The organism is Bacillus sp. FSL W7-1354 (assembly GCF_038002405.1).
Taxonomy (GTDB): Bacteria; Bacillota; Bacilli; order Bacillales; family Bacillaceae; genus Bacillus; species Bacillus paralicheniformis.
Genome location: NZ_JBBOCL010000001.1, coordinates 2,264,166 through 2,280,000, shown reverse-complemented (window position 1 = coordinate 2,280,000; position 15,835 = coordinate 2,264,166). Strand labels below are relative to the sequence as shown.

Genomic DNA, 15,835 nt, shown 5'->3' with positions numbered 1-15,835 from the left:
TAAAAGTTGCTGAAAAAAGACAGATAGCTTTCGAAAAAGTCTTCAGCTTTCATTGCAGTATTGGAGCCATTAGCTCAGTTGGTAGAGCATCTGACTTTTAATCAGAGGGTCGAAGGTTCGAGTCCTTCATGGCTCACCATTTTCATGCGGATGTGGCGGAATTGGCAGACGCGCTAGAATCAGGCTCTAGTGTCTTTTAAAGACGTGGGGGTTCAAGTCCCTTCATCCGCATTGCCAATCTATTTTGCGGAAGTAGTTCAGTGGTAGAACACCACCTTGCCAAGGTGGGGGTCGCGGGTTCGAATCCCGTCTTCCGCTTGATCATCTATGCGCCCGTAGCTCAATTGGATAGAGCGTTTGACTACGGATCAAAAGGTTAGGGGTTCGACTCCTCTCGGGCGCGCCATTATATAACGGGAAGTAGCTCAGCTTGGTAGAGCACATGGTTTGGGACCATGGGGTCGCAGGTTCGAATCCTGTCTTCCCGACCATTATTTGGGGCCTTAGCTCAGCTGGGAGAGCGCCTGCTTTGCACGCAGGAGGTCAGCGGTTCGATCCCGCTAGGCTCCACTTTGTTATCTTTAATATTCACCATGGCGGTGTAGCTCAGCTGGCTAGAGCGTACGGTTCATACCCGTGAGGTCGGGGGTTCGATTCCCTCCGCCGCTATTAAAGGACCTTTAGCTCAGTTGGTTAGAGCAGACGGCTCATAACCGTCCGGTCGTAGGTTCGAGTCCTACAAGGTCCACCATTGTTACGGAGGAATACCCAAGTCTGGCTGAAGGGATCGGTCTTGAAAACCGACAGGGGTGTCAAAGCCCGCGGGGGTTCGAATCCCTCTTCCTCCGCCATATATCTATTATTGTTTTGATCATCGCGGGGTGGAGCAGTTCGGTAGCTCGTCGGGCTCATAACCCGAAGGTCGCAGGTTCAAATCCTGCCCCCGCAACCAAATTAAATTCATTGCCAAAATGGTCCGGTAGTTCAGTTGGTTAGAATGCCTGCCTGTCACGCAGGAGGTCGCGGGTTCGAGTCCCGTCCGGACCGCCATTTAAATAAAGGCTCGGTAGCTCAGTTGGTAGAGCAACGGACTGAAAATCCGTGTGTCGGCGGTTCGATTCCGTCCCGAGCCACCATTTTACAATTTTATATATTGCGGCGGTTGTGGCGAAGTGGTTAACGCACCAGATTGTGGCTCTGGCATTCGTGGGTTCGATTCCCATCAACCGCCCCATGCGAAATGCGGGTGTAGTTTAGTGGTAAAACCTCAGCCTTCCAAGCTGATGTCGTGGGTTCGATTCCCATCACCCGCTCCATTTGCATATCATGGGCCTGTAGCTCAGCTGGTTAGAGCGCACGCCTGATAAGCGTGAGGTCGATGGTTCGAGTCCATTCAGGCCCACCATGATATTCCGCAGTAGCTCAGTGGTAGAGCTATCGGCTGTTAACCGATCGGTCGCAGGTTCGAATCCTGCCTGCGGAGCCATGGAGAAGTACTCAAGTGGCTGAAGAGGCGCCCCTGCTAAGGGTGTAGGTCGCGTAAGCGGCGCGAGGGTTCAAATCCCTCCTTCTCCGCCATTTTTTTAATAAGGCCCGTTGGTCAAGTGGTTAAGACACCGCCCTTTCACGGCGGTAACACGGGTTCGAATCCCGTACGGGTCATCATGTTAAACTCTGCATCATTATGATGCGGAGTTTTTTTATGCCTGTATGACTTCAGTCAATGTTCAAAAAGGATATTGTTGAACTTTGTCAATAAAAAGAAGCGCTTTCATGAAAGGGATCAAGCCATATTATGCGAATAAAAGAGTAATCTTTAAATATAGTGGCAGAAAGGATGAAATCAATGGCTGGTGTGAGTGCCTCGGATATTAAAGCGCATCTCTTTCATGACGGTCGGCTTTATGAATGCTACAGATTTTTCGGCGCTCATCAAATGGAACAGGACGGTCGCCAAGGTTTTCGCTTCTGTGTTTGGGCCCCTCATGCGAAGGAAGTTCGAATCGCCGGAACGTTTAACGGCTGGTCCGGTGCCCGGCATCAAATGGAGAAGCGTCATCAGGAAGGCATATGGGAACTGTTTATCCCCGGCATCGGAGAAGGGGAGCTGTATAAATATGAAATGATCACAGCCGCAAATGAAACAAAATTGAAGGCCGATCCCTATGCTTTTTTTTCTGAAGTCAGGCCGAAAACGGCATCGATCACTTATCAATTGGCCGGATACCCATGGGGCGACCGAAAGTGGCAAAAGAAAAAGAAACAAAAAAACGTATATGAAAAACCGATTTCCATCTACGAGCTTCATGTCGGTTCGTGGAAAAAGAAAGCGGATGGGCGTTTTTTCACATACCGGGAACTGAGCGAAACAGTCATTCCTTACGTTAAAGAACACGGATTCACACATATCGAGCTGATGCCGTTGACAGAGCACCCGTTTGACCGTTCATGGGGCTATCAGACAACGGGGTACTACAGTCCGACGAGCAGATATGGCGAACCGCATGACTTGATGTATTTTATCGACCAGTGCCATCAGCATGAAATCGGCGTCATTATGGATTGGGTTCCCGGCCATTTCTGCAAAGATGACCACGGCTTGTATTTGTTTGACGGTATGCCGCTGTATGAATATTCACATGAGCATGACAGGGAAAATTGGGAATGGGGGACCGCCAATTTTGACCTCGGAAAACGAGAAGTTCGCAGTTTTTTAATCTCGAATGCGTTGTATTGGATCGAGATGTATCACATAGATGGATTTCGAGTCGATGCAGTTGCAAACCTCCTGTATTGGCCAAACCGTCCTCAGGCTGAAGCGAACGGCTTTGCCGTCGAATTTATTCAAACTTTAAATGAACAGGTTTTTGCAAAAGATCCCCACTTTTTAATGATTGCTGAGGACTCCACAGACTGGCCGCTTGTGACGCATCCGACCTATGCAGGCGGTCTCGGGTTTAATTATAAGTGGAATATGGGTTGGATGAACGATGTATTAACCTATATGGAAGCTTCCCCAGAACAAAGAAAACACCTGCATCATCTTGTTTCATTCTCCTTAATGTATGCCTACTCAGAAAATTACATCCTGCCGTTCTCCCATGATGAAGTGGTATACGGCAAAAAGTCTCTGCTTCATAAGATGCCCGGCGATTACTGGCAGAAATTCGCCCAGTACCGCCTGCTGATCAGTTATTTTACGCTGCACCCGGGAAAAAAACTTCTCTTTATGGGCGGTGAGTTTGCTCAATTTGATGAATGGAAAGACGAAGAAGAGCTCGATTGGTTCTTGGACGATTTTGACATGCACCGCAAGGCCCGGATGTTTACAAAGGAGGCTCTTCACCTCTACAAAAAAAGCCGTATTCTGTATGAAAATGATCATCGGCAGCAAGGATTCGAGTGGATTGACGTCAACAATGCGGAACAGTCGATTGTATCGTTTATCCGCTATGGAAAACAGCCCGGTGAAGCGTTGATTATCGTCTGCAATTTTACGCCTTCCGTTTATCACGAATATCAGGTCGGCGTCCCTTTTCAAACCGGATATATCGAAGTGCTTAACAGCGATGATGCAAAATACGGAGGTTCACACCAAATCAACCCGAAACGCCTTCAAGCAAAAGCAGGCGTTCTGCATGGCAAACCATACAGCATCAGCATGACAGTCCCTCCGCTGGGAGCTGCGGTTTTCAGAGCAGTCAAAAAGAGAGGAGCGAAAAAGGGATGAAAGAACAATGTGTGGCTATGCTTTTGGCTGGCGGCAAGGGAAGCAGGCTGAATGCCTTAACGAAAAACCTCGCAAAACCGGCCGTTCCATTTGGCGGCAAGTACAGAATCATCGATTTTGCCCTCAGCAACTGCGCCAACTCGGGAATTCATCATGTCGGTGTGCTGACTCAATACCAACCGCTTTTATTAAACTCATATATCGGCATCGGCGAGCCATGGGATCTTGACCGCAATGACGGCGGGGTCTCCATTTTGTCCCCTTATGCAGAAGCGTCAGAAGTGAAGTGGTACAAAGGAACGGCAAGCGCGATTTATGAAAACCGCCATTTTTTAAAAGAGCTTCAGCCTGAACATGTACTCATCCTATCAGGAGATCATATCTACAAAATGGATTACGGAAAAATGCTCGAATACCACGTGGAGAAACAGGCTGACGCCACCATTGCCGTCATCGAAGTGAGCTGGGCAGAAGCCGGCCGTTTCGGTATCCTTCATACGAATGACAAGATGGAGATTACAAGCTTTGAGGAAAAGCCGAAATACCCGAAGAGCAACTTGGCATCGATGGGTGTCTACGTTTTCAAATGGAGCGTGCTTGAAGAGGCGCTTGAACGCGATGAAAAAAAATCCGGCTCAAGCCACGATTTCGGTAAAGATATCATACCGGCTCTTCTCGAGGAAAAGAAGCAGCTGAACGCTTATCCGTTTAAAGGGTACTGGAAGGATGTCGGTACGGTCAGAAGTTTATGGGAAGCTAATATGGATCTGCTTGGAGATCATCCTCCACTTGACCTGTTCGAACGGAACTGGCGGATTTATTCCGTCGCCCCGAACCTACCGCCGCAGTTTGTTGCCGAGCAGGCGGACATCAAAGAATCGCTCATCAGCGAAGGGTGCGCCGTATATGGGGCTGTCACCCGTTCGGTTATCTTTCAGCGCGTTGCAATCGGCAGACATTCCGCAATCAAACGTTCAGTCGTGATGCATGACGTTTCTATTGGAGAGCATGTTGAGATCGAAAATGCTATTGTATCGGCAGGAATTCGAATTCCGGACGGTTTTCACGCGAAGGCGGAAGATGGCGAAGTCCTGCTGATCACAGAGGAATATGTCAAAAAACATAAGGTTGTTTAAACAACACGGAGAGGCGGATGGTGCCAATGAATAAACAAATGCTGGGAATTATTGATGCAGCTGTCAACCAGCACTCTCTTCAGGATTTAACGGCCGGACGTTCGATCGGAGCCGTTCCATTTGCAGGAAGGTACCGGCTGATCGATTTTGCATTGTCAGGAATGGTTCATGCAGGCATTCGGAGTGTCGCTGTATTTTCCAAGTCTCCGTACCGTTCCTTGATGGATCATTTAGGATCGGGAAAAGAGTGGGATTTAAACAGGAAAAGGGACGGTCTTTTCTTTCTTCCGTCTTCGATTCCCCATGACGAGCATGTCGGGCTTGGTTCGTTTCGGCAATTTGCCGAGCATCTCGATTATTTTCAAAGAAGTACTCAGCCATATGCTGCTGTGGCAAACAGCTATACGGTCTGCCACATTCCTTTTCAAGAAGTGCTCAAACAGCACCTTGAATCCGGGTGTGATCTGACTGAAGTTTGTCAAGAAGGAAAACCTTTAGGTTTGTATGTCACGAAAAAAAGTCTGTTGAGAGAGATGGTTGAAGGGCATTGCGCCGGAGGAGCGCAATCTTTTGAGGAAGTCTGCCGGAAAGAGCGTGGTTCGCTATCCGTCAACAGCTATGAGCATTCGGGGTATACCGCCGTGATCGACTCTCCTGAAAGCTACCTTTTTCATAGTTTGAACCTCATCCAGCCTGTGTTTCGGGAGCAAGTCTTTCATATGAGCCAGCCTGTCTACACAAAAATAAAAAACGATCCTCCAGTAAAATACGCTAAAAACAGCAGGGTAAAGCAATCGATTATCGCTAACGGCTGCGTCATCGAAGGCGAGGTTGAAAATTCGGTCTTGTTCAGAGGAGTTCACGTAGGAAAAGGAACGACCATTAAAAACAGCGTGATTATGCAAAAAACAAGGATTGGAGAAAACTGCCGGCTGGAGCACGTCATCTGCGACAAGGATGTCAAAGTCGGCCATCATATCGAAATGTCCGGCACTATGAGCCTCCCTTTCATCATAAAAAAAGGAGCCGTACAAGGAGCGCTGATGAACTCTTGAAAGTCTTATTCGCTGTCTCTGAATGTGTGCCGTTTGTTAAATCAGGCGGGCTCGCCGATGTCGCCGGTGCGCTCCCGAAAGAACTCGCCCTTTTAGGAATAGAAACGGCTGTCATGATGCCGAAATACAGCTTGATTGCGGAAGATTTCAGAAGAAGGATGGTTAAAACGGCTGAATGCGAAGTTCGCGTCGGGTGGCGCAGGCAGTTTTGCGGCATTGAACACCTTGAACATGACGGAATTTCTTATTATTTTCTAGATCATGAGTATTATTTTAACCGGGATTCCCTCTACGGCCATTATGATGATGGAGAACGGTTTGCTTTTTTCTCGCGGGCCGTTTTGGAAGCATTATACGCGCTGAATTTTGATGCTGATGTCATCCATACCCATGATTGGCACGCAGGGATGATCAATTATTTATTAAAAGAGGAATATCAAAAAAAACCGTTCTATCAGCGCATGAAAAGCGTATTCACCATTCATAACCTTCAATTTCAGGGAATTTTTCCGAAGGAAGCGGTCCATGACTTGCTCGGCCTTGACATTTCCCACTTCACAACGGAAAAGCTCGAGTTTTATGGACACATCAATTATATGAAAGGCGGCATTATTGCCGCTGATCAGGTGACAACGGTCAGTCCGACGTACAGCAATGAAATTTTGACTCCATACTACGGCGAGCGGCTTGAAGGGGTGCTGGCAGACAAGAAGGATGTGCTGACCGGCATTTTAAACGGGATTGATGATGAGCTGTACGACCCTTTAAATGATCCTCACATCGATTATCATTACGATGCCGTCAACCGTGACGGAAAACGGAAAAATAAAGCTGTGATCCAGAAGACATTCGGTCTGCCGGTGAATGAAGACATTCCGCTCATCAGCATGGTGACAAGGCTGACGAAGCAAAAAGGCATCGATTTGATCAAGCGGGTATTGCACGAACTGTTTCAAGAAGAAGACATGCAGCTGCTCGTTTTAGGAACCGGAGAAACGGAATATGAAAATTATTTTCGCTATATGGAGCAGGCTTTTCCGGAGCGGTGCAAGGCGTATATCGGTTTTCATGAACCGCTCAGCCGCAAGATTTATGCCGGCAGCGATCTTTTCCTGATGCCTTCAAAATTCGAGCCGTGCGGTCTTGGGCAGCTGATTGCCCTTAGATACGGAGCGGTTCCGGTTGTCAGGGAAACAGGCGGGCTTCACGATACAGTGACCGCTTACCAGGAAACAAACGGTGAAGGCAACGGTTTTACGTTCGCCCATTTTAACGCCCATGATATGAAGTATACGATTAAAAGAGCACTGTCTATATATCACCGGAAAGAAGAATGGGGCAGCATCGTTCAAAAAGCCATGACACATGATGTCAGCTGGGCTTTGTCAGCCCGTCAGTATCAGCAGTTATACAGCCGGGAGATAAAGGGGGAAGCGCCATGTTCTCGTGTAAAGAAAGCTTTAAACAATGCTTTTTGAAGCGTCTTGAACGGTTGTGCGGAAAAAGCTTTCGGGACTCTTCTACGCTTGACCAGTATCAGACGCTCGGCATCATGGTCAGGGAACATATCAGCGCAAACTGGATCAGGACCAATGAAAGGAGCCGCTCCAACCAAAATAAACAGACCTATTATTTATCGATTGAATTTCTTCTGGGCAGACTGCTCGGCCAAAACCTGCTCAACCTCGACGTCCGTGAAGTTGTCCAAGAAGGTCTTTCCGAGCTTGGCATTTGTCTTGAAGACATCGAAGAGGCCGAAATGGATGCAGGCCTTGGCAATGGCGGATTGGGCAGGCTCGCGGCGTGCTTTTTGGATTCACTGGCTTCGCTCGACCTTCCCGGGCATGGGATGGGGATTCGCTACAAGCATGGCTTTTTCGAACAAAAAATCGTTGACGGTCATCAAGTCGAACTGCCTGAACAATGGCTCAAACATGGGTACGTCTGGGAAATCCGCAACGCCGATCAGGCTGTTTGTGTTCGTTTCGGCGGGCGGGTCAAGATGGCGCAGGAAGGAGGGCGCCTCCGCTTTTGGCAGGAAGAAGCGGAAGTGATGACAGCCGTGCCTTACGAGATTCCGATCATCGGCTATGAGACCGAGACGGTCAATACCCTCCGGCTGTGGAATGCGGAGCCTTGCTCGCTCCATCATGAACCGAATATTTTGAAGTATAAGCGCGAGACAGAAGCTGTATCTGAATGCCTGTATCCGGATGACACGCATGACGAAGGCAAGATTCTCCGTTTGAAACAGCAATATTTTTTAGTATCGGCAAGCCTGCAAAGCATTGTGAAATGCTATAAGAAAAATCACCCGTCACTCCATGATTTTCATCAAAAAGTTGCGATCCATATCAATGACACCCACCCCGCTCTGGCTGTGCCGGAATTGATGAGAATTTTGCTTGATGAAGAAAAAATGACGTGGGATGAAGCGTGGCATGTTACCGTACATACGATTTCATATACGAATCATACGACGCTTGCCGAAGCGCTGGAAAAATGGAGGATCGATTTAATTCAACCGCTTCTGCCGAGAATTTTTATGATCATTGAGGAGATCAATGAGCGGTTTTGCGGCTGGCTGTGGGAAAAATACCCGGGTGAATGGGGAAGGATCGAAAAGCTAGCCGTCATCGCCCACGGCGAAGTGAAAATGGCCCATCTGGCGATCGTCGGAAGCTACAGTGTTAACGGCGTAGCCAACATTCATTCAACCATATTAAAAGAGCGGGAAATGAACGACTTTTATTCTGTATTCCCTTTTAAATTCAATAATAAAACGAATGGCATCTCACATAGAAGGTGGCTGTTAAAGGCAAATCCGCCGCTGGCGAACCTGATAACTGAAGCGATAGGAGACAGGTGGCTGAAAGAACCGGAAAGCCTCTTGGATCTTCGTCCGTTTGTGCACGATTCCGCGTTTCTTGAAGCATTTCAGCGCATCAAAAGGGAACGAAAGCAGCTTTTGGCAGACATGATGAAAGGCAGCATCGGATTCGCCATTAATCCTGACAGCATCTTCGATGTTCAAGTCAAGCGTCTCCACGCTTATAAGCGCCAGCTTTTAAATGTGCTCCATATCATGTATTTGTACAACAGGCTGAAGGAAGACAAAGGCTTTGCCATTTATCCGCAAACATTTATTTTCGGGGCAAAAGCATCGCCGACTTATCATTATGCCAAAAAGGTCATTAAACTGATCCATTCAGTCGCAGATAAAATCAATCATGATCCGGATGTCAGACAATCGATCAATGTCATCTTTCTGGAAAATTACCGGGTATCAACCGCCGAGCGTATCTTTCCGGCGTCAGATGTCAGCGAGCAAATATCTGCGGCAAGCAAAGAAGCCTCCGGTACAGGAAACATGAAGTTCATGATCAATGGGGCTTTGACGATCGGCACGCATGACGGCGCCAATATTGAAATGCTTGAGAGGGTGGGGCCCGAGTGTATTTACACGTTCGGTTTAAAGGCGGATGAAGTGCTGAACTACACTGAAAAAGGCGGCTATCTGTCAAGGGAATACTATCAGCATGATGCAAGGATCAGACAGACGGCCGATCAGCTGATCAATGGTTTTTTCGAAGGGGAAGCCGGCGAATTTGAGCCGATTTATGACTCGCTGATCGCTTATAATGATGAATACTTTGTTTTAAAAGATTTTGCTTCTTATATTGAAGCACAGGAACGGATTCAAAAAGACTACTTGAATAAGCGTCTTTGGGCCGAAAAAGCCGTCACAAACATCGCGCATGCCGGATATTTTTCAAGTGACCGCACGATCAGGGAGTATGCGGAAGACATTTGGGAAATTGAGCCGTATCACCGCTGAATTTAAAAACGCTAAGCCCCTGACCCGCGGGGCTTAGTCTTCTTCAGTATAAGGATCCTTTTCATAAGCCGGGAGATCACCGAAAGAGGTCATGATGCCTTCTTCATCAAGAAGGTCTTCATATTTTTCGTGTTCTTTCGTCGGGTAGACGGTTACTTCTTTTCCGGTAATGTCTGTTGCGGCATAGTTTTCGTAATCTTCGACATATCCGAGCGGCTCTTCATATTCCATGTACATCTGGCTGTATGAAAGCGGCGGAACGGCCAGATCCTGAGGTGTTTCAGAATTGCCGTAGCGTTCGACGTCCTGGTAAGCGTCTTCTGAATCGTATGCGACGTTTTCGTCGTCTTCGTCTTTTTCAAAATGTCCGAACGGGGGGTTCAGCACTTCTTCTTCAATCGGACGGTCTTTTGAAACGGAGACGGTTGACGAATGTTCGCTGCATGTCGTTGCGGTTGGCAGTACGGACAGCCTTTCATACGGGATATCCTTTCCGCATACCTCACAGCGGCCGTATGTTCCTTTTTCGATCAAAGCCAGAGCATGTTCGATATCGTGCAAATGCTCTCTTTCATGTTCAAAAAGAGCAAGATCTTTTTCGCGTTCGTACAGTTCTGTACCTTCATCTCCTGGATGGTTGTCATAAGCCGAAAGATCGCCCGTCGAGTTGAACGGATGCGTCACATCGATGCCAAAATGTCCGTTTTCTTTAAAGCGGCTGACGATCTGTTCTTTCCCGGCTTTCAGTTCATTTTCGAGTTTTGTCAACTGTTCTTTTGTTAGCACATGCATCGCCTCGTTTCTTTAAAGTGCTCGCGTTTTTAGTATGAACGAATTCAAACAGAACTTTCTTGTAAATAAAAGCAAAAAAAAGAGCCATAAAGGCTCCTTTTTTAAAAAATATACTGAATGAGCAGGGCAATGGCGAGCAAAAGGCCGAAAAAGGTGTTCGTCTGCGCCGTTGATTTCATGGCGACCATCAGATCCGCCGGTTTTTCTTTTTCCTTGAACTCCTGGATGGCTTTAATCGGCTTCGGCAGGCTTAATAGAACAATGCAGCTCCACAGAGAAACGATCTCAAAGCCGATGTATATACCGATCAATATATAGGAAACAGCAAAAACCCAGCTCAAAATCTGCACGGCATTTTTTCTTCCAGCCAAAATCGGCAGCGTCTTCCTTCCGTTTTCTTTATCTCCGACCATATCGCGGATATTATTGGAAAGATTGATGCCTCCGACTAAAATCGTAATCGGAAGGGAGATCAGAAAGACGTTCCAAGTCAACCCGCCAGTCTGAATATAATATGAAATCAGAATGATGACCATTCCCATAAAAACGCCCGACATAATTTCACCGAACGGCGTATAGGAGATTGGAAACGGTCCGCCCGTATAAAGATAGCCGACGGCCATGCATATCAATCCGATCAACGCAAGCCACCAGCTTGAAGAAGCGCAGATGTACAGGCCGAGTAAAACGGCTGCTCCAAACAGTCCGTATGCCAGGTATAATACCGTCTTTGGCTTCATTCCATAGCGGACGATAGCACCGCCGATGCCGACCGAGTTTTCATTATCAAGTCCTCGTACAAAATCAAAATACTCATTGAATAAGTTCGTTCCGATTTGAATTAATATTGATGCGGCCAGCATAGCTAAAAACAGCCAGATATCAATTTTTCCCGATTCAAGGGACATTACGGTCCCGAGCGTTACAGGGACAAAGGCTGCTGTCAGTGTATGGGGTCTTGTTAACATCCACCATACGCGCCATTTTTCCGGCTTTATTTCAGAAACACTCCCTGAAAGTGATTGATGCTGCATATAGTATGACTCCTTTAGTTTTAATACGTACACGTCCATACTAAGTTTAGAAAAAGTTAAAAAAGGTGTCAATATAATGGGTGATATTGTTAGAAAAAAAGCGGCCGTCCAGCAATTCAAAAATATTAAATGACCTTGTCTTTTTCAATCGGCCGATTACGTTTATAATAGGTAAGGGCAGTTGTTAATAAAGTGTCGTTTTGTTGACACATACCGTTCACAGGTGTATGGTTATAAAAGCATTTTACGGATTTTGGAGGAATGTATCATGGTGACAACAGTGCAGCGCACTTTCCTAAGGGAAGCGCCTGAAGCATTAAACATCGTCAAAAAAGTCAACCATGCTGTTTTAATAAGTTATTCCAGAAAAATTGAGAGCATAGATGCTCTTTCCTTTTTCATAAATGGGGAAGAACAATTTGCCGGGAAACGGTTCTTCTGGTCTGATCCTGACGGCGGACTGACGCTTGTCGGATTGGGAAAGGAAATTTCGGTTTCCACAGACCTGAAGGATGCCGGACGTTATCAGGCTGTACATGAAAAATGGGAGCGCTTAAAAGAGAAAACCTTTCACTTCCACGAAGATCAATGCACGAGTCAGGCAGCGGTGGGGCCATTGCTGTTTGGCGGTTTTTCATTTGATCCGCTGGAAGATCGCAAGCAGCATTGGAACGGCTACCAGGAAGGCGCTTTTTTTATTCCTACCGCTATGCTGACACAGGACGGAGAGGAAACGTTCATTACGGTCAATAGATGGAAGGCTCCTGAAGAGAATGTGCGCAAAGTACTTGAAGAAATAAAGGGCGCTGCTTCACAGCTGATCAAGGCGGACGCTTCCCGTTATCCCGAAAACGGTCATGCGCGATTTACCGCCAAGGAGGAGCTTGATGTTCCTGAATGGCTTGAAGCGGTCCGGCGGGCGACTGACGACATTAAAAACGGGAAGTACGATAAAGTTGTGCTCGCCAGAGAGATCCTTTTAACGTTCGACCAGCCAGTCGAACTTCACAGAGTATTATTCAATCTGATGTCTGAACAAAAAACGAGCTATATATTCGCTATTGAAGAAAACGGCAAAAGTTTTGTCGGCGCGTCACCTGAACGACTGGTCAAAAAAGACGGAGACAACGTGCTGTCGACCTGCCTTGCCGGTTCAATCAAGAGAGGCGAAAGTGAGCAGGAGGACCGGATGCTCGGTCTTGAGCTGTTAAACGATGAAAAAAACCTTATCGAACACGACATTGTCGTCAATATGATTCATCAGGCGCTATTGTCAAATTGCAGCAATATCAAAAAGCCGGCCAAGCCGGGACTGTACAAAACAAAAAATGTGCAGCATTTGTATACGCCGATTGTCGGCAAAATGAATGCGGAGTCCTCGCTTTTTGATTTAATCGAGAAGCTTCATCCAACTCCTGCACTTGGAGGAGCGCCTCAGCAAAAAGCGATTGAGGTCATCAGAGTGTTGGAGCCGATGTCAAGGGGCTGGTATGCGGCACCGGCGGGCTGGATCGACATGTCCGGCAATGGGGAATTTGCGGTGGCGATCAGGTCAGGACTTATCGATTCAAAAGAGGCCAGAATTTTTGCCGGCTGCGGGGTTGTGGCTGATTCCGATCCTCATATGGAATACGAAGAAACGCAAATTAAGATGAAGCCGATGCTGTCTGCACTTGGAGGCGATATCCGTTGACTGAAAATCCAATTACAAAATATATAGGGAATTTTATTGATGAGCTTTCTCTTGCAGGCGTGACAGAAGCGGTCATCTGCCCGGGATCAAGATCGACGCCCCTTGCGATTTTGGCCGCGAGTCATCCGGACATCAATGTTCATATTCATGTGGATGAAAGATCCGCTGCGTTTTTTGCAATGGGCATGGCAAAAGCTATGCGGAAGCCTGTCGCATTGATCTGTACATCCGGAACAGCTGCGGCGAATTTCTACCCGGCTGTGATCGAAGCTCATTATTCAAGAATACCGCTTATCATCTTAACGGCTGATCGGCCGCATGAACTGAGAGAAGTAGGAGCACCTCAGGCGATTGATCAGCAATTCTTATTCGGAAACTTTGTTAAGTTTTTCACAGACTCGGCTTTGCCTGACAGTCATCCCGAAATGCTGGCGTACATCCGTTCTTTGGCAGCACGCGCAGCCGGAGAAGCCAAAAAAGCGCCGCGCGGCCCCGTGCATATCAACTTTCCGCTGAGAGAGCCGCTCATGCCGAACCTTGAGGATGAACCGTTTCAAAGGTTGAGAAACGGCAGTCATGTGGCGGTTGAAAGCGGCCGCTTTCGCGCTGACCGGCATCAGCTTGAAGCGCTGAGCGCTCTGATCAAAGAGACGGAAAAAGGCATGATCGTCTGCGGAGAGCTGCAAGATGATAACGCCAAAGCACATATTGTATCTCTCTCTCAGGCAGCGGGATATCCGATTTTGGCTGACCCGCTTTCAAACTTGAGAAACGGCAGCCATTCAAAAGAAACCATCATCGATGGATACGATTCATTATTGAAAGAAGAACAGCTGAAACGGGAGCTCATGCCTGAGCTAGTCATCCGCTTCGGCGCGATGCCGGTTTCAAAGCCGCTTTTTCAGCTGCTAAAGCAAAATCCGAGCATCAGGCAAATCGTTGTTGACCCAGATGGAGGGTGGCGCGATCCGACTCAGCTCAGTGCACATATGCTGCATTGCGCGGAAGAAGAGATTGCGGCTGCTGTGGCTTCCGCTGTCCATTCAGAAAAAAGATCAGACAGCTGGCTGGAGAAATGGCGGTTTGCCAACAGCCGCTTCCGAGCTCTTTTAAGAAATCTTGAAGCTGAGGATCTTACCTTTGAAGGAAATATCTACCGGAACCTGCAGCATTTGATTCCGGAAAACAGTTCCCTGTTTGTCGGTAACAGCATGCCGATCCGCGATGCGGATACATTTTTTGAAAATCAGGAGCGATCATTTCGGATTTTCGCCAATAGAGGGGCAAACGGGATTGACGGCGTTGTCTCGACTGCGCTGGGCATATATGCCGCAACGAAAGAACCGGTAACTCTTGTCATCGGCGATCTGTCTTTTTATCACGATTTAAACGGCCTTCTTGTCAGCAAAACGCTCGACATTCCGCTGACTGTCGTTCTCGTCAACAATGACGGCGGCGGCATTTTCTCATTTCTTCCCCAATCTGCTGAAGAAAGGTACTTCGAGCTCTTGTTCGGAACGCCGACGGGGCTCGAATTCGAGCATGCCGCCAAGCTGTATGGGGGACGCTATGTATGCCCTGAGTCATCCGCTCATTTTGCCGATGCGTATTTGTCCTCCGTCAACCGCCGCGGCTTGGATATCATTGAGGTGAAAACGAAGCGCGATGATCGTGTAGAGCAGCATCGCCGAATGCTTGATTCCGCAATGTATGAAATAAGAAAAGAGTGGCCGTTTTGAAATTAACACTGAAAGACGGCGTTTCCTATAAAATAGAAGACAATGGCCTGTCTGCGGAAAAAACGGCGGTGTTTTTGCATGGCTTTACAGGAAGTGCGGCAACATGGGACGGGATAGACGGCTATTTTCAGGGGCTGCGTCTGATCAAGCTGAACCTGCTCGGACACGGCGGAACAGACTCGCCGGCAGACAGCAGCCGCTACACAACAGAGAAGCAGGCAGCCGATCTGATCGAGATTTTTGATCAGTTAAATGTGAAACAGGCTTACCTCATCGGTTATTCAATGGGCGGCCGGCTTGCCTTATCAGTGGCGATGATTCATCCGGAGCGTGTGTCCGGTCTTGTGCTGGAAAGCAGTTCTCCGGGGCTTGATTCGCCGGAAGAAAGAAAAATGCGCAGGGAGCAGGACAGCCGGCTCAGCAGACGGATACTTGAAGAAGGAATCGAGTCTTTCGTAGATTATTGGGAAGGCATTCCGCTGTTTGCATCCCAGCTGTCAATGGACCCTTCGAAAAGAAAAAAAGTGCGTGAAGAACGTCTGAACAACAATCCGGTCGGGCTTCGAGGCAGCTTAATCGGAATGGGAACCGGATCACAGCCGTCCTGGTGGAACAGATTGAGCGGAATCGATGATCCGGTGCTTCTCATTGCGGGGAGCCTGGATCGGAAATTTATCGCGATCAATGAAAGCATGGCAAAGCGAATTCCAACCGCCCGTCTCGAGATTGTTGAACATACCGGTCATGCGGTTCATGTGGAAGAGCCCGATTTTTTTGGTAAAATAGTAAGTGAATTTATTTTAAAATAGGAGGTACAC

General features: G+C 47.7%; 10 protein-coding genes and 18 tRNA genes. 26 read left to right on the top strand and 2 right to left on the bottom strand.

Going from position 1 to position 15,835, the window contains the following annotated elements; genetic code table 11:
* Positions 1 to 63: 63 nt before the first annotated feature.
* From MKZ04_RS11630 to MKZ04_RS11520, 23 genes are all read left to right on the top strand, one after another.
* Positions 64 to 139, top strand: a tRNA-Lys gene (locus MKZ04_RS11630).
* A gap of 7 nt (positions 140 to 146) precedes the next feature.
* Positions 147 to 231: transfer RNA gene (locus tag MKZ04_RS11625), tRNA-Leu, on the top strand.
* Between the two features lie 15 nt (positions 232 to 246).
* Positions 247 to 318: transfer RNA gene (locus MKZ04_RS11620), tRNA-Gly, on the top strand.
* A gap of 11 nt (positions 319 to 329) precedes the next feature.
* A tRNA-Arg gene (locus tag MKZ04_RS11615) sits at positions 330 to 406 on the top strand.
* Between the two features lie 8 nt (positions 407 to 414).
* Positions 415 to 491 (top strand) — tRNA-Pro (locus tag MKZ04_RS11610).
* A 6-nt stretch (positions 492 to 497) separates the two neighbouring features.
* Positions 498 to 570, top strand: a tRNA-Ala gene (locus MKZ04_RS11605).
* A 25-nt stretch (positions 571 to 595) separates the two neighbouring features.
* A tRNA-Met gene (locus MKZ04_RS11600) sits at positions 596 to 669 on the top strand.
* Between the two features lie 5 nt (positions 670 to 674).
* Positions 675 to 751, top strand: a tRNA-Ile gene (locus MKZ04_RS11595).
* A gap of 7 nt (positions 752 to 758) precedes the next feature.
* A tRNA-Ser gene (locus tag MKZ04_RS11590) sits at positions 759 to 851 on the top strand.
* A 24-nt stretch (positions 852 to 875) separates the two neighbouring features.
* Positions 876 to 952: transfer RNA gene (locus MKZ04_RS11585), tRNA-Met, on the top strand.
* 21 nt (positions 953 to 973) lie between these two features.
* Positions 974 to 1,050, top strand: a tRNA-Asp gene (locus tag MKZ04_RS11580).
* A 10-nt stretch (positions 1,051 to 1,060) separates the two neighbouring features.
* Positions 1,061 to 1,136: transfer RNA gene (locus MKZ04_RS11575), tRNA-Phe, on the top strand.
* A 22-nt stretch (positions 1,137 to 1,158) separates the two neighbouring features.
* A tRNA-His gene (locus MKZ04_RS11570) sits at positions 1,159 to 1,234 on the top strand.
* 8 nt (positions 1,235 to 1,242) lie between these two features.
* A tRNA-Gly gene (locus MKZ04_RS11565) sits at positions 1,243 to 1,316 on the top strand.
* A gap of 12 nt (positions 1,317 to 1,328) precedes the next feature.
* Positions 1,329 to 1,405, top strand: a tRNA-Ile gene (locus MKZ04_RS11560).
* A gap of 6 nt (positions 1,406 to 1,411) precedes the next feature.
* Positions 1,412 to 1,486: transfer RNA gene (locus tag MKZ04_RS11555), tRNA-Asn, on the top strand.
* 1 nt (position 1,487) lies between these two features.
* Positions 1,488 to 1,578 (top strand) — tRNA-Ser (locus tag MKZ04_RS11550).
* 12 nt (positions 1,579 to 1,590) lie between these two features.
* Positions 1,591 to 1,662 (top strand) — tRNA-Glu (locus tag MKZ04_RS11545).
* Between the two features lie 184 nt (positions 1,663 to 1,846).
* Complete coding sequence (gene glgB / locus MKZ04_RS11540) at positions 1,847 to 3,730, top strand: 1,4-alpha-glucan branching enzyme (protein ID WP_020452703.1); 1,884 nt, start codon at positions 1,847 to 1,849, stop codon at positions 3,728 to 3,730.
* Positions 3,727 to 4,866 (top strand): glucose-1-phosphate adenylyltransferase, encoded by a 1,140-nt coding sequence (locus tag MKZ04_RS11535; RefSeq protein ID WP_020452702.1) that lies wholly within the window; start codon positions 3,727 to 3,729, stop codon positions 4,864 to 4,866. The genes glgB and MKZ04_RS11535 overlap by 4 nt, the downstream gene beginning before the upstream one ends.
* A 26-nt stretch (positions 4,867 to 4,892) precedes the next feature.
* A complete protein-coding gene (locus MKZ04_RS11530; protein ID WP_341045945.1) occupies positions 4,893 to 5,921 on the top strand; it encodes a sugar phosphate nucleotidyltransferase in 1,029 nt (342 codons plus the stop codon).
* The gene (gene glgA, locus MKZ04_RS11525) at positions 5,918 to 7,399 is read left to right on the top strand and encodes a glycogen synthase GlgA (RefSeq protein WP_341045943.1); all 1,482 of its coding nucleotides are present in this window, start codon (positions 5,918 to 5,920) and stop codon (positions 7,397 to 7,399) included. Before MKZ04_RS11530 ends, glgA begins: the two co-directional genes overlap by 4 nt.
* Positions 7,360 to 9,759 (top strand): glycogen/starch/alpha-glucan phosphorylase, encoded by a 2,400-nt coding sequence (locus MKZ04_RS11520; RefSeq protein WP_341045941.1) that lies wholly within the window; start codon positions 7,360 to 7,362, stop codon positions 9,757 to 9,759. The genes glgA and MKZ04_RS11520 overlap by 40 nt, the downstream gene beginning before the upstream one ends.
* Positions 9,760 to 9,792: 33 nt before the next feature.
* Here the strand turns inward: MKZ04_RS11520 and MKZ04_RS11515 are convergent, their stop codons facing one another.
* Both MKZ04_RS11515 and MKZ04_RS11510 read right to left on the bottom strand, forming a co-directional pair.
* Positions 9,793 to 10,545, bottom strand: coding sequence for a TraR/DksA C4-type zinc finger protein (locus tag MKZ04_RS11515; RefSeq protein WP_023855810.1), 753 nt, complete (start codon positions 10,543 to 10,545; stop codon positions 9,793 to 9,795).
* A gap of 107 nt (positions 10,546 to 10,652) precedes the next feature.
* Positions 10,653 to 11,585, bottom strand: a complete 933-nt coding sequence (locus MKZ04_RS11510; protein ID WP_128823580.1) for a 1,4-dihydroxy-2-naphthoate polyprenyltransferase — start codon at positions 11,583 to 11,585, stop codon at positions 10,653 to 10,655.
* A 268-nt stretch (positions 11,586 to 11,853) separates the two neighbouring features.
* Between MKZ04_RS11510 and MKZ04_RS11505 the strand changes: the two genes are divergently transcribed.
* The 3 genes from MKZ04_RS11505 to menH are packed head-to-tail and all read left to right on the top strand — an operon-like array spanning position 11,854 to position 15,826.
* Positions 11,854 to 13,278, top strand: a complete 1,425-nt coding sequence (locus tag MKZ04_RS11505) for an isochorismate synthase (protein WP_020452696.1) — start codon at positions 11,854 to 11,856, stop codon at positions 13,276 to 13,278.
* Positions 13,275 to 15,017: a 2-succinyl-5-enolpyruvyl-6-hydroxy-3-cyclohexene-1-carboxylic-acid synthase gene (gene menD, locus MKZ04_RS11500; RefSeq protein WP_020452695.1), complete on the top strand. Its 1,743-nt coding sequence runs from the start codon at positions 13,275 to 13,277 to the stop codon at positions 15,015 to 15,017. Before MKZ04_RS11505 ends, menD begins: the two co-directional genes overlap by 4 nt.
* Positions 15,005 to 15,826: a 2-succinyl-6-hydroxy-2,4-cyclohexadiene-1-carboxylate synthase gene (gene menH / locus MKZ04_RS11495; RefSeq protein WP_025810960.1), complete on the top strand. Its 822-nt coding sequence runs from the start codon at positions 15,005 to 15,007 to the stop codon at positions 15,824 to 15,826. The genes menD and menH overlap by 13 nt, the downstream gene beginning before the upstream one ends.
* Positions 15,827 to 15,835 lie beyond the last annotated feature (9 nt).